Source organism: Sulfurovum lithotrophicum, from assembly GCF_000987835.1.
Lineage (GTDB): Bacteria > Campylobacterota > Campylobacteria > Campylobacterales > Sulfurovaceae > Sulfurovum > Sulfurovum lithotrophicum.
In genome coordinates, this window is the sequence record NZ_CP011308.1 from 757,661 (window position 1) to 770,713 (window position 13,053).

The window sequence follows — 13,053 nt, forward strand, 5'->3', positions numbered from 1 at the left end:
AAGGGGTACATTTTCAGAGAATTTGTTACCTTTTTTGGCTATAATTATTACTTTTAATATACAAAAAATAACAGGATAATTTAAATGCAATTTATTGAGACACGGGGAAATGACGGGAAGAAACCCTCATCCGTACAGTTTTCGGAAGCGATACTCAGCCCGAGTGCCAGTTTTGGGGGGCTTTATGTTCCCCAGACCCTCCCGGAGTTAGATAGAGATTTTTTAACCAGCCACCTTTCCAGCCACTACAAGAGCCTGGCGCTTGATTTTCTCGACAGATTCGGTATCGATATTTCTAAAGAGGTGCTTGAAGCAGCCGTAGATCGTTATGACGGATTTGATAATCCTCAAAACCCTGTACCGGTTGTTCAGATCGAAAATGACTGTTTCGTCTCTGAGCTTTACCATGGGCAGACACGTGCCTTCAAAGACATGGCATTGCAGCCTTTCGGATACATTCTAAGCAAAACGGCACAGCAGAGAGGTGAAAACTATCTGATCATGGCGGCCACCAGTGGAGATACAGGGCCTGCAACGCTTGAGACATTCAAGAACCAGGCGAATATCAAGGTAGCATGTCTCTACCCGGATGGAGGGACCTCTGATGTCCAGAGACTGCAAATGGTCACCGAAGATGCCGAAAATCTCAAGGTGATCGGGGTCAAAGGAAACTTCGATGACACACAGCATGCGCTCAAAGAACTGCTGGCTTCCGAGGATTTTAAAGCCCAGCTCGAAGCACGTGGTATCAAACTTTCCGCAGCCAATTCGGTGAATTTCGGGCGGATCATCTTCCAGATCATTTACCATATCCACTCCTACCTTGCACTGGTAAGAGAGGAGGCTATTGCCATGGGTGAAGAGGTATACATGGTCGTTCCAAGCGGGAACTTCGGTAATGCACTTGGTGCCTACTATGCCAAAAAAGCGGGACTTCCGGTCAAAAAAATACTCATTGCCTCCAATATTAACAACATTTTGAGTGACTGGATCAATACGGGAATCTATGATATTAGTGACAGAGAATTGGTATTGACCGAATCGCCTGCCATGGATATTTTGAAGAGTTCCAACATCGAGCGTGTCATGTTCGATAAATTTGGTGCCGAGCGTACCAAAGAACTGATGGAAGCGCTGAACGCAAACCAAAGATTTGAGTTGACTCCTGAAGAGCTTGCTTCGCTCCAGGAGGATTTTGCAGCGACATTCTCAAATGATGAAGAGGGCGAAGCAGTGATTGCTGAATATGCTAAAAAAGGGTACATCATGGATCCGCATACGGCAACCTGTTTCAAGGCATACAGGGATCTCAGAGAAGAAAAGATCCCCACTATCCTTTACTCCACGGCGGAATGGACGAAGTTCAGTACGACAGTCTCCAAGGCGCTCGGCCATGTAGCAGAAAACGATCTTGAAGCCCTGAAGTGGGTATCTGAAAAGGCCAATGTACCTGTGCCTTTTATGATCAGCGCGCTTTTCGGTAAACCGGTGATTCATGATACAATTGTAGATAAAGAGGATATAAAAGGAGAGATGTTGAACTTCCTATAGTTCAATGCAAGCAGTTATGTATAGAAAATATTCGGCTTTTTTGCTTTTTGCCAGTATTACGGTGAGCTCTTTGTCTGCAAAAGGTATAGTGGAGTGCCGTGTCATTACCGGTGGTACGACAGAGTGTAACCCTTACAGTAAGAGACTGCTTGTGGCAAAAGAGGTCTCCTATGATATCGATAAACAGAAACTTATCGTAACAAAAACCCTTCCCGTTCCTGTCAAAAAACCCAAACTGAAAGTCATTTCCGTAGCTGATATGATAGAGAAGTATATACATATATCAGATTCCATGCGATACCGGGGTTCCGAGGAGATGACGTCAAAAGAAAAAGAATTAATCAGAAAACAGGAAGCGCTTAAAAAGATAAAAAGACTAAAAGAGGAACAAAGATTAGATAGGTTGGAAGAGGAGCGCCTCGCGCAAAAAGCAAAAGAGCAGATTCAAAAAGAAAAGATCCTAAAAGAGCAAAAAGTTCAACAGGGTTTTTATGTAATTGCCAAAGGGGATACACTCAGTACCATTGCGGCAAAGTACGGTATGAAGACCAGGGAACTACTGGAATTGAACCAGCTCAAAAAAGATGCAAAGATCAGGCTTGGTAAAAAACTTCTGCTCCCTTATCCCCAGAATATCATTGATGCCATAGCTTCGGGAGAATATAAAGTACAGGAGGGAGACACCCTTATCTCCATTGCACGCAAGTTCAATCTCAAGCCTAAAGACGTAGCCAAGTTCAATGAGTTAAAAACGACTGCACTCATACGCGTCGGCAAGACAATACAGCTGCCTCTTCCTTACAGACTCAAAGCACTTGAAGCGAAGAAAAAAGCCGAGGAGAAGAAACGAAAACTTGCCAAGGCACTGAAAAAACGTAAAGGCTCCAAACTGATCCGGGGGTTTGGAAAACGCAAGTTGAGAGTTACAGCAACCGCTTACAGTTCACATCGGGGTCAAACGGACAAGACGCCGTTCCTTGCAGCCTGGAACAATCATATACGACCGGGAATGAAGATCATTGCAGTCTCGAGGGACCTTCTGACAAAATACGGATTGCGTAACGGTTCAAGAGTACGTATTGGTGGATTACCCGGTATCTACAGAGTACGTGACAAGATGAACAAACGTTTTAGGAAGCGTATCGATATCTATATGGGTATAAATAGAAGAAAAGCTCTCCGCTGGGGAAGGCGGAGTGTAATGCTCTATTGGTAGTGAAGGGAAACAACTCCCACTTGAGAGTCAACTAATGTTCGTATAAACAGTTTGGACATCTTCATCCTCTTCTAATTTGTCGATCAGTGTTTCGATCTCTTCGAGCTGCTTTTCATCGAGTTCGACAGGGGTATTCGCGATATATTCGATGGTCGCTTTTTTCACTTCAATACCTTTGTCCTCAAGAGCTTTGGAGAGTTCCCCGAATGAAGTAAATTCCCCGAAGATCCTAACAATGGCTTTATCGTCATGGTTCTCCTGGGGCTCAACATCCTCTTCTATCTCTTCAAGTCCATAGTCAATGAGATCGAGTTCAAGCTCTTCAAGGTCCATGTCGTCTGTCTTGTCAAACACGAATACCGCTTTTTTTGTGAACATGAAGTTGAGTGATCCCGATGTAAGCATTTCTCCGCCGTTCCTGTTGAGGATCGCCTTGACATTGGCAACGGTTCTTGTGTGGTTGTCCGTGGCACACTCGACGATCATCTGTACACCGTAATGTGCTTTGACATCGTAGGTGATCTCTTTGATGTCCGCAGCATCTTTGGCTGCGGCTCTTTTGATCGCGGCATCGATGTTGTCTTTTGGCATATTCTGCGCTTTGGCATTGAGAATGGCCGTACGAAGTTTTGGATTCATGTCCGGGTCAAGGCCGCCCTCTTTGGCCGCCATCGTGATGATTTTTCCCAGTTTCGGGAAAACACGTGACATAGTTCCCCATCGTTTCATTTTTGCTGCTTTGCGGTATTCGAACGCTCTACCCATACTTGTTTCCTTAGAAATTTAATTGTGTGATTATACTCCGAAATCAATTAATTATCTATGTAGGGTGCGTAATCACGCACCTTTTGATGGCCTTTCGGCACACTTTTTATTTTATGCAAATTTTATCTTTGGTGCGTGATTACGCACCCTACCTCACTGTTTTAAGAAAGTGTTGATATTATTAATTTATGAAACTGAATGAACTTAAACTTACCAATCCCTATCTAAAGCTTTCGGCGGAATGTTATGACCGTGTCAAACCGGCACCGCTGACCAAACCGTTTCTCATACATGCCAATGAGGCTGTTGCAGAGATGCTGGGTATCGATAAAGAAGAACTTTACACAGAGGAGTTTGTGGACTTTGTCAATGGTGCGTACCAGCCTGAAGGCAGCGATACCTTTGCCATGTGCTACGCCGGGCACCAGTTTGGATTTTATGTGGACCGTCTTGGAGATGGGCGTGCTATCAATATTGGAACACTCAACGGCTTGCATATGCAGCTCAAAGGGGCGGGGCAGACCAAGTATTCCCGTTCAGGTGACGGACGTGCCGTACTGCGCTCTTCCATACGTGAGTACCTGATGAGCGAAGCGATGCATGGATTGGGCATAGAGACCACTAGAGCGCTGGCTCTGATCGGTTCGGAACATTCGGTGTTCCGCCAAGAATGGGAAAAGGGTGCAATAGTGTTACGCGTCTCCCCCTCATGGGTACGTTTCGGTACTTTTGAGTATTTTGCCCATAAAAAGAAACTTAAAGAACTTGAAGCACTGACGGACTATGCCATTGCAGAATCCTATCCACATCTGATAGATGTAGAGAATGCCTATGCAAGTTTTTTTGGAGAAGTAGTGAAAAGAACGGCCAGACTGATGGCTGAATGGCAGGCCGTCGGCTTCAACCACGGTGTGATGAATACGGACAATATGTCTATTGCCGGCCTGACCATTGACTACGGTCCCTATGCTTTTCTTGATGATTACGATGCAGGATACATCTGTAACCATACGGACCAGTACGGACGCTACAGCTTCGGTAATCAGCCAAGCATCGGAGAGTGGAACCTCCGTGCGCTGATGGCAGCCCTTTCTCCTCTGATACATACGGAAAAAATGGAAGAGAGTATGGCAGGGTACTGGAAAATATACAAGGCACACTATACAGAGCTTATGTGTAGAAAAATGGGTTTTGATGAGGTAATTGAAGGAGACCTTGCTCTGATACAACATATGCTCGGTACACTGCAGGGACTGCATATCGACTATACACTTTTCTTCAGGACTTTGAGCCGGTATGACGGTGACAGGGCAGCTATCCTGAAGCTTGGCCTCTACCATCAGCCGATGCATGACTGGCTGGATGATTATGATGCACGTCTGGCACAGAACAGCTCGACACAGGAGGAGAGGGAAGGAAAAATGCTCATGAGTAATCCGAAATATGTCTTGAAGAACTATATGCTTCAGGGAGCGATCGATGCGGCGGTTGAGGGGACATACGCTCTGATAGACGATCTTTTCAGGATTGCCCGGAATCCATTTGATGAACATCCGGAGTATGAACGATGGGCCGGAGTGACCCCCGAAGTGTACAAGAATAATAAGTTAAGCTGTAGTTCCTAAAGGTATTTGTTTAAGTAAAGACCATTTATAATGTGAACAAACCAATTAAAGGAGTCGGTGATGTATTACTTAACATCTATTGATGGTTGCGGCCATGCTGAACTTGAGAATGAACTGAGATATTTTTTCAACCGTCTGCGTCAGGTCAGGCGCCGGTTGAATCAGGAACGTTCCGCCTTATCGCTTAACCGTATCCAAAGAAGCAGGTGCAAGCAGAATCTTCTTGATCTTGAAGTGATGGAGAGAGATTTTTATGCATTGAGTCACAAAGAAGATATCAGGCATCTCTACCGAAAGGTACAACGTTTCGTCAAACTAGACCAGGAAAGACTGATGCATACTTTCGGACAGGAGACGATCAGCTGCCGTTCCATGTTCCTTGCACTGTAATGTAATCAAGTACGGCTGGAGGGGAGAACATATTGTCCGGTGTCATTCAGCACTTCGGAGAGGTTGATAAAAAGAGCTGGATACTCTCGCTTGATATCGGAGATGAGTTGATCAAGATTGATCGTGTGCGGCTCTCCCTTTTCTTTCTGTTCCTGGATGATCTTCTGGATCCTGTCCATTGCTACGACCCAGACATCATGAAAGTCAACAGGTGTCTGTTTTAAGATCGATTTTTCAAGTTTGAGGTCGAAGTTTTCCTGATTAGTTGCCTGCAGTGTATTGAGCAGGTTCGCAAAGCGCTCGGCAGAGATAAATACATAGGCATGATGAGGGTCTTCTTTGTCATAAATGAACATCGGTTTGTTTTCACTCCATTCTCCGCTTTTATGAATGAGTTCTTTTATCTCAGGATCATCGGTACTACTCATTTCAAAGACCGTTTTCCCATGATCCTCAAAACCCATTTTCCTGGAAAGATCGTCGATTTTCTCGATCAGCCTGTTTGCTTCCGCTTCCGGTCTGTTTTCCTGCATAATGTCCTCTCTCCGTTTGGATTGTAAGATAGAGAAGTATAGCATAGGTTTATGAAGTCAAGAGTCTGAATTATTGTGCGATGAAGTTTAAAAGGCAATCGATATAATTACTACAGGAAAAATCAAAATGAATCTCTGAAATTTAATATTGTATTTTTTGATTTGCAAAACAACACATTAAGAAGGTAATTTTATGACCCTGGAAGAACTACAAAATACCATCAGATCGGAAGTGGGGGTACTGCTTTACTTCTCCGGAGAGAAATGCAATGTCTGCCACGCACTGCGTCCCAAATTTAAAGAGGTATTCGACAAAGAGTTTCCTCTCATCAAGCAGATTTATCTTGATGCCCATGAAAATGCCGAGATTTCGGCACACTACCAGGTCTTCTCGGTACCGACGATGATCGTATTTCTGGACGGAAGGGAGTTTGTTCGGGAGGGAAGGGCGGTGAGTCTGCATCAGATGACGGAACAACTTAAACGGCCGTATACTTTGATGACGGAATAGTACCGGTCCGATTTTATAGGACAGCATTTAAATTAATCACACGCAGTGTGCACTGTTGTAACGAACGACCTTGAAAGCGAAGCGATTCGAGAGTTACAACGATTTTTTTGTTTCGTTTTTTTCTAAAAAAAATGAAAGGAAAACTACGCCTCGGTTTAAGTCACGGGGAGATCCTGAAACAAGTTCAGGATGACGTGGGAAATATGAATGTGTTATTTGGATACAGTGATTCTGTATTATTTCTTCGTAATGATTGAAATATTCTCAAACCCTTTGGTCTTCAGAATATCGATGATGTTTACAAAGAACTGGAACTGGCTGGTCTTGTCCATATGCAGAGAAATAAGGTCTTTTTTGGGATCAAGCTTCATCAGTTTTTCTTTAATAGCATCAAGTGGCAATTCATCTTTATTATAATAATATTTTCCCTCTTTATCTACCGAAATTGCAATACTTTTTTTCTCTTCGGCTTTTTTGGATGAAGCTGTAGGAAGATCGACGTTGACGGTCTGATTGGTCACGAAAGTTGCTGTTGCCAGTACAATGACCAGCAGAACCAGTACAATATCGATGAAGGGGACGACATTCATCTTGTCAAAGCGTTCGCGTCTCATGAGGATGCTTTACTTCTGTGTATCATGGGCGATGTCCCACTGGGCGAGCAGGGTATCGACTTTAGCGAGGAGGGCATTGTAGATCACAGTTGCAGGGATGGCTACTACCAGACCGGCAGCAGTCGCTTTCAGTGCCAGTGCCAGGTGTTTCATGACATCCCCGGCATTGACATGCTCCTGCTGTTCGCCGATGATATAGAAAGTAAGGATGATCGCAAGTACCGTACCGAGCAGACCGATATATGGGGCATTGGAGCCAATGGAAGCAATGGTGGGAAGACGCTTCATAATATCAAGTTCCATAGCGGTTCTGTTTTTGTAGTCCTCAACTTTGATACCCCGGTAAAAAAGCACTCTTTCTATGGCAAATGCAAAAGTGATAAAGCTGAGGAAGATCAGAAGGCCGATGATCCCGTAGTCAACGATATTCTTTATCTGTTCTATGGGCACAGTAATGTCCTTGTTTTTTTGGATGCATTATAGCCTAAAAAATGTTAATAAATGAGAGTGTTATTAAAACGGGAAAATGAGCGCTTAAAAGAAAAATATTATGTTAATCAAAAATTACAAAGAATTACAAAAATCCGTTTTAAAGCGTCTAAATGCGATTTTGAGCGCTTTTTAAGCCTTTTCACTGTCTCCATTGGATAAAATCATTCCACTTTACAAGTAAGGATAAAAATGTCTGATCTGTTTGACGATAATAATAATGTTGAAGAGGTGCTGATCGAAGACAGTATCAAATCAAGCTATCTGGACTACTCTATGTCCGTTATCATCGGTAGGGCGCTGCCCGATGCGCGTGACGGACTCAAACCCGTACACCGAAGAATTCTCTATGCGATGAACGATCTGAGTCTTTCGCACCGAAGTCCCTATAAGAAATCGGCGCGTATCGTCGGGGATGTGATCGGTAAGTATCACCCGCACGGTGACAACTCGGTCTATGATGCGCTGGTACGTATGGCGCAGGACTTCTCCATGCAGGCACCACTTGTGGACGGACAGGGTAACTTCGGTTCGGTTGACGGTGACAATGCGGCTGCGATGAGATATACCGAAGCGCGTATGACGAAGATCGCAGAAGAACTTCTGAGTGATCTGGAAAAAGATACGGTTGATTTCGTTCCCAACTATGATGACTCCATGTCCGAGCCGGATGTACTTCCTTCACGTGTGCCGAATCTCCTTCTGAACGGTTCAAGCGGTATTGCAGTCGGTATGGCAACGAACATCCCTCCGCACAGGCTCAATGAGCTGATCGATGCATTGGTAGTACGTATTGACAATCCTGAAGCGAGCATTGAAGATATGATGAAGATCGTTCAGGGTCCGGATTTCCCTACAGGCGGTATCATCTTCGGACGCAAGGGGATTACTGATGCCTACACGACAGGTCGTGGACGTATCAAGGTACGTGCAAAGACGCATATCGAGCAGAAGGGTAACAAAGAGATCATCATCATTGATGAGCTTCCTTTCCAGGTAAACAAGTCAAGGCTCATCGAGAACATCGCCCAGCTGGTGCGTGACAAACACATCGAAGGGATCTCCGAGATCCGTGACGAATCGGACAGAGAGGGTATCAGGGTCGTGATGGAACTCAAGCGTGATGCGATGAGCGAGATCGTACTCAACAACCTTTTCAAAAGTACGCAGATGCAGGTGACCTTCGGTATCATCATGCTGGCGATTACCAACAAAGAGCCGAAAGTCTTCAACCTGATAGAACTTTTCGACCTTTTTCTGAACCACAGGAAAACGGTCATTATTCGACGAACGATCTTCGATCTTGAAAAAGCGAGAGCGAGAGCCCATATACTCGAAGGTTTGAAGATCGCTGTGGACAACATCGATGAGGTCATCAAGATCATCCGTGCCTCTTCGGATGATGTGGAGGCGAGAGAGAACCTTATGTCACGTTTCAAGCTTTCCGAGATTCAGGCAAAAGCCATTCTCGAGATGCGCCTGAGACGTCTGACCGGACTTGAGATCGAGAAGATCGAGAATGAACTGGCAGAACTTCTCAAGACTATTGCCTACCTTGAAGGTATTCTCAAAAGTGAAGAGAAAATCAACCAGATCATCCGTGAAGAACTTATCGAGATCGGTGAGAAATACCGTACACCGAGACGTACCGAGATCGTGGATGATTATGACGATATCGACATTGAAGACCTTATTCCCAACGAGCCGATGGTCGTGACGATCACGCACAGAGGGTACATCAAACGTGTTCCTGTGAAGCTTTACGAGAAGCAGCACAGAGGCGGTAAAGGCAAAACAGCCGTTACTACTTATGACGACGACTTCATCGAGAGCTTCTTTACCTCCAATACGCACGATACATTGATGTTCGTCACTGACAGAGGACAGCTCTACTGGCTGAAGGTTTACCGTATTCCGGAAGGTTCGCGTACGGCAAAAGGCAAGGCGGTGGTCAACCTGATCAACCTTCAGCCTGACGAGAAGATCATGGCGATCATTCCGACAACAGACTTCTCTGAAGAGAAAGGACTGGTCTTCTTTACGAGAAATGGTATCGTCAAGAGAACGAACCTCTCCGAATACTCCAACATCAGGAGTAACGGTGTCAGGGCGATCAACCTTGATGAAAATGATGAACTGGTAGAAGCCAAGATCGTCAAGCCTGAGACCAAATGGCTCTTCGTGGCGACAAAAAAAGGTCTCTGTATCCGCTTCAAAGTGGAAGATGCAAGAGAGATCGGACGTGTATCGCGTGGTGTGACGGCGATCAAGTTCAAGATCGACGGTGACTATGTTTGTGGTGCGACTACGCTGGAAAGTGAAGATGATGAGATCCTTATGCTCTCTGAAAAAGGACTCGGCAAACGTACAACAGCAAGCGAATACCGTGAACAGAACCGTGCAGGTAAAGGTGTCATCTCGATGAAACTCACGCCTAAGACCGGTGATGTGGTCGGTGTAGTCATGGTGGAAGAGGACAAAGACCTGATGTGTTTAACTTCTGTCGGTAAAATGATACGTGTCGATATGGAGACCATCCGTAAAGCGGGAAGAAATACTTCCGGTGTGAAAGTGGTTTCTGTAGAAAAAAAGGACAAAGTAGTCAGTATGGCTAAATGCCAGAAAGAGGAGAAGCCTGAAGAGGAACCTTCTGAAAATGAAGCAGGCAGTGAAACAAAAGATGACAATAACGATAATACATTAGGATTGGTATAGAACGTGAAAAGAAAATACAATGTAGCAGTGGTTGGCGCTTCGGGTGCCGTAGGTGAAGAGCTTTTCAGAGTATTGGAAGAGGTGAAGTTCCCCATAGGAGATCTTCTGCCGCTTGCCAGTGCAAACTCGGTAGGTATCGAGGTAGAATGCCAGGGGAAAGCCTACAAGATAGAAGAGTTGACTGAAACAGTATTTGAGGGAAGAGATATTGATATCGCTTTCTTCTCGGCAGGTGGAAGCATTTCGGCACAATTCGCCAGATTTGCAGTAGAAGCAGGGGCAGTGGTCATTGACAATACTTCGCATTTCAGAATGGACCCGGATGTGCCTTTGGTCGTACCTGAAGTGAATCCTGAAGATATCGAACTCTGGCAGGATACGGGGGTCATAGCAAACCCGAACTGTTCGACCATACAGATGGTCCAGCTGCTCAAGCCGCTCGATGACCTGTACGGGATCAAGAGAGTGGATGTCAGTACCTACCAGGCGGTTTCCGGTGCAGGAAAAGCGGGGATGGAAGAACTGGTAAAGCAGATGCAGGACTTCTTCGCATTCAAACTTGATGAGACGGAGATCAAAGCATTTTCACATCAAATTGCTCTCAATGTCATTCCCCAGATCGATGTACCCCAGGAGAACGGTTACACCAAGGAAGAGATGAAAATGGTCAATGAAACCAACAAGATCATGCACTCAGACTTTGCCGTTTCGGCGACCTGTGTGCGAGTACCGGTGCTTCGTTCGCACTCCGAGTCCATCACGATCACTTTCAGAGAAGGGGTAGACGTGAGTGTGGAAGAGGCACGGGAAGCATTGGCGAACTTCGAGAATGTCAAAGTCATAGACGACCTTGAAAAAGGTGAATACCCTATGCCGATCATAGCGACAGATACGGATTATACTTATGTAGGGCGCATTAGAAAAGATATCTTTGCCGAGAACATACTGCATATGTGGGGTGTGGCTGACCAGGTACGTGTCGGTGCTGCGACCAATGCAGTACGGATCGCGCAGAAGTGGATCAAGTTGGAGGAAGCTGTTTGATGAAATGGTTGGAACAAAGCTTCGAGTGGAGCCTATGGGCGACCCGTTTCATGGTCCTTCTGGCTGTCATCTTTGGTCTGATAGGTGCAGTGGTACTTTTCATCGTAGCCAGCTTCGATGTCTATCATGTATCGACCTTTGTGTTTGATGTTTATGTTAACCATCTGCATCCGAACAAGTTCCACGAGAAAGTTGTTGGTGAGATCATCGGAGCAGTGGACCTCTATCTGATCGGAGTGGTAATGCTGCTCTTTTCTTTTGGGCTCTATGAGCTTTTTATCTCCGATATAGATGTGGCAAAAACGGATGATGAGAGACAGAACAAGATCCTCTCGATCCACTCGCTCGACCAGCTCAAGGACAAGATCTCCAAAGTGATCGTGATGGTTCTTGTGGTCGGTTTTTTCAAAAAAGTAGGTTTGGCAGAATACACACAGCCCTTGGAGCTGTTTTATCTGGCACTTTCGATCACTGCAGTTTCTGTAGGATTATATTTTTTAAGTAAGGTAGGAAAACATTAATGTCTAAAATATTTGTAGATGCCTGTTTAGGCAAAGAGACACCGTACACACCGGTATGGATGATGAGACAGGCAGGACGCTACCTGCCAGAGTATATGAAAGTAAGAGCAGAAGCAGGAAACTTCCTCAACTTGTGCCACGACCCTGAAAAAGCATGTGAGGTCACACTCCAGCCTGTCGATATCGTTGGTGTGGATGCCGCGATCCTTTTCTCCGATATTCTGGTTATCCCCGATGAGATGGGAATGGATCTGAGTTTTGTCAAGGGAGAAGGGCCAAAGTTCTCCGACCCTATCAAGACACTGGCCGATGTGGACAGGCTTATCGGCGGTGAAGAGGCAGCAAGCAAACTGACTTATGTATACGATACGATTAAGCTCATTAAAGAACGTCTGGTAGAGGACAAGGCCCTGATCGGCTTTACCGGCGCACCATGGACGCTGGCAACCTACATGATAGAAGGACAGGGAACCAAAACCTACAACATTTGTAAAAAGATGATGTATTCCAACCCGGAACTGCTGCATAACATTCTTGCTAAAGTGACCGAAGTCGTCAAATATTATATGGAGAAGCAGATCGAAGCAGGGATTGATGTAGTACAAATATTTGATTCATGGGCATCTGCTATTGAACCGGGTAAATATGATGAATTTTCTTGGAAATATATGGTAGAGATAGCAGATCATCTGAAATCAAAATACCCGGATACTCCTATTATCATGTTCCCTAAGGGCATCCCTGCATTCATTGAAAGAGGGCTTGTATACGGAAACTTCGATGTCTTCGGTGTAGACTGGGGAACGCCAATGGCACTGGCCAAAGAGAAACTGGGAGACCAATACGTCCTCCAGGGCAACATGGAGCCGTGTAGACTCTACAGCAAAGAAGCGACCACTGAGTGTGTAGAAGCCATTCAAAAAGTCATGGGTGGTAAACGCCACATCTTCAATCTCGGGCATGGGATACTTCCGGATGTGCCTGTTGAGAATGCCAAACACTTTGTAAGTGAGTGTCAGAGAGTGAGCGGTAAAAAGTAATAAACCTCCATTTGTCCTCAAAATGACTCCAATTTTGAC

13 protein-coding genes are annotated in these 13,053 nt (G+C 45.2%); 9 read left to right on the top strand and 4 right to left on the bottom strand.

The window, feature by feature from the left end; all coding sequences use genetic code 11:
• Positions 1–84 precede the first annotated feature (84 nt).
• Both thrC and YH65_RS11370 read left to right on the top strand, forming a co-directional pair.
• Positions 85–1,551, top strand: a complete 1,467-nt coding sequence (thrC, locus tag YH65_RS03705; protein ID WP_046550687.1) for a threonine synthase — start codon at positions 85–87, stop codon at positions 1,549–1,551.
• 16 nt (positions 1,552–1,567) lie between these two features.
• Entirely contained in the window at positions 1,568–2,767 is a 1,200-nt protein-coding gene (locus YH65_RS11370) for a LysM peptidoglycan-binding domain-containing protein (protein WP_084722088.1), read from the top strand.
• A gap of 27 nt (positions 2,768–2,794) precedes the next feature.
• On the opposite strand, the gene YH65_RS03715 is transcribed toward YH65_RS11370, so the two are convergent.
• Complete coding sequence (locus YH65_RS03715; protein WP_046550688.1) at positions 2,795–3,532, bottom strand: YebC/PmpR family DNA-binding transcriptional regulator; 738 nt, start codon at positions 3,530–3,532, stop codon at positions 2,795–2,797.
• A gap of 188 nt (positions 3,533–3,720) precedes the next feature.
• On the opposite strand from YH65_RS03715, the gene YH65_RS03720 reads away from it, so the two are divergent.
• Positions 3,721–5,157, top strand: coding sequence for a protein adenylyltransferase SelO (locus YH65_RS03720; RefSeq protein ID WP_046550689.1), 1,437 nt, complete (start codon positions 3,721–3,723; stop codon positions 5,155–5,157).
• Between the two features lie 60 nt (positions 5,158–5,217).
• A complete protein-coding gene (locus YH65_RS03725) occupies positions 5,218–5,547 on the top strand; it encodes a hypothetical protein (protein ID WP_046550690.1) in 330 nt (109 codons plus the stop codon).
• Positions 5,548–5,552: 5 nt separating this feature from the next.
• Here the strand turns inward: YH65_RS03725 and YH65_RS03730 are convergent, their stop codons facing one another.
• Entirely contained in the window at positions 5,553–6,080 is a 528-nt protein-coding gene (locus YH65_RS03730) for a DUF2603 domain-containing protein (protein ID WP_046550691.1), read from the bottom strand.
• 193 nt (positions 6,081–6,273) lie between these two features.
• On the opposite strand from YH65_RS03730, the gene YH65_RS03735 reads away from it, so the two are divergent.
• The gene (locus tag YH65_RS03735; RefSeq protein WP_046550692.1) at positions 6,274–6,591 is read left to right on the top strand and encodes a thioredoxin family protein; all 318 of its coding nucleotides are present in this window, start codon (positions 6,274–6,276) and stop codon (positions 6,589–6,591) included.
• Positions 6,592–6,827: 236 nt separating this feature from the next.
• Here the strand turns inward: YH65_RS03735 and YH65_RS03740 are convergent, their stop codons facing one another.
• Entirely contained in the window at positions 6,828–7,205 is a 378-nt protein-coding gene (locus YH65_RS03740) for an ExbD/TolR family protein (protein ID WP_046550693.1), read from the bottom strand.
• A 9-nt stretch (positions 7,206–7,214) separates the two neighbouring features.
• Positions 7,215–7,640, bottom strand: a complete 426-nt coding sequence (gene exbB, locus YH65_RS03745; RefSeq protein WP_046552010.1) for a TonB-system energizer ExbB — start codon at positions 7,638–7,640, stop codon at positions 7,215–7,217.
• Positions 7,641–7,886: 246 nt separating this feature from the next.
• Here exbB and gyrA point away from each other — a divergent pair, with 246 nt between their 5' ends.
• Genes gyrA through hemE form a run of 4 tightly spaced genes read left to right on the top strand, consistent with a single transcriptional unit; the run spans position 7,887 to position 13,014 of the window.
• Complete coding sequence (gyrA, locus tag YH65_RS03750; protein ID WP_046550694.1) at positions 7,887–10,409, top strand: DNA gyrase subunit A; 2,523 nt, start codon at positions 7,887–7,889, stop codon at positions 10,407–10,409.
• 3 nt (positions 10,410–10,412) lie between these two features.
• Positions 10,413–11,453: an aspartate-semialdehyde dehydrogenase gene (locus tag YH65_RS03755; protein ID WP_046550695.1), complete on the top strand. Its 1,041-nt coding sequence runs from the start codon at positions 10,413–10,415 to the stop codon at positions 11,451–11,453.
• Positions 11,453–11,974: a YqhA family protein gene (locus YH65_RS03760; protein ID WP_179944240.1), complete on the top strand. Its 522-nt coding sequence runs from the start codon at positions 11,453–11,455 to the stop codon at positions 11,972–11,974. Before YH65_RS03755 ends, YH65_RS03760 begins: the two co-directional genes overlap by 1 nt.
• A complete protein-coding gene (gene hemE, locus YH65_RS03765; protein WP_046550696.1) occupies positions 11,974–13,014 on the top strand; it encodes a uroporphyrinogen decarboxylase in 1,041 nt (346 codons plus the stop codon). The genes YH65_RS03760 and hemE overlap by 1 nt, the downstream gene beginning before the upstream one ends.
• Positions 13,015–13,053 lie beyond the last annotated feature (39 nt).

Bases quoted from the DNA above. Each gene is read 5' to 3' on its own strand.
- gyrA (WP_046550694.1), top strand. From the start codon at position 7,887: ATGTCTGATCTGTTTGACGATAATAATAATGTTGAAGAGGTGCTGATC.
- YH65_RS03740 (WP_046550693.1), bottom strand. From the start codon at position 7,205: ATGAGACGCGAACGCTTTGACAAGATGAATGTCGTCCCCTTCATCGAT.
- YH65_RS03730 (WP_046550691.1), bottom strand. From the start codon at position 6,080: ATGCAGGAAAACAGACCGGAAGCGGAAGCAAACAGGCTGATCGAGAAA.
- thrC (WP_046550687.1), top strand. From the start codon at position 85: ATGCAATTTATTGAGACACGGGGAAATGACGGGAAGAAACCCTCATCC.
- hemE (WP_046550696.1), top strand. From the start codon at position 11,974: ATGTCTAAAATATTTGTAGATGCCTGTTTAGGCAAAGAGACACCGTAC.
- YH65_RS03725 (WP_046550690.1), top strand. From the start codon at position 5,218: ATGTATTACTTAACATCTATTGATGGTTGCGGCCATGCTGAACTTGAG.
- YH65_RS03760 (WP_179944240.1), top strand. From the start codon at position 11,453: ATGAAATGGTTGGAACAAAGCTTCGAGTGGAGCCTATGGGCGACCCGT.
- YH65_RS11370 (WP_084722088.1), top strand. From the start codon at position 1,568: ATGTATAGAAAATATTCGGCTTTTTTGCTTTTTGCCAGTATTACGGTG.
- YH65_RS03720 (WP_046550689.1), top strand. From the start codon at position 3,721: ATGAAACTGAATGAACTTAAACTTACCAATCCCTATCTAAAGCTTTCG.
- YH65_RS03735 (WP_046550692.1), top strand. From the start codon at position 6,274: ATGACCCTGGAAGAACTACAAAATACCATCAGATCGGAAGTGGGGGTA.
- YH65_RS03715 (WP_046550688.1), bottom strand. From the start codon at position 3,532: ATGGGTAGAGCGTTCGAATACCGCAAAGCAGCAAAAATGAAACGATGG.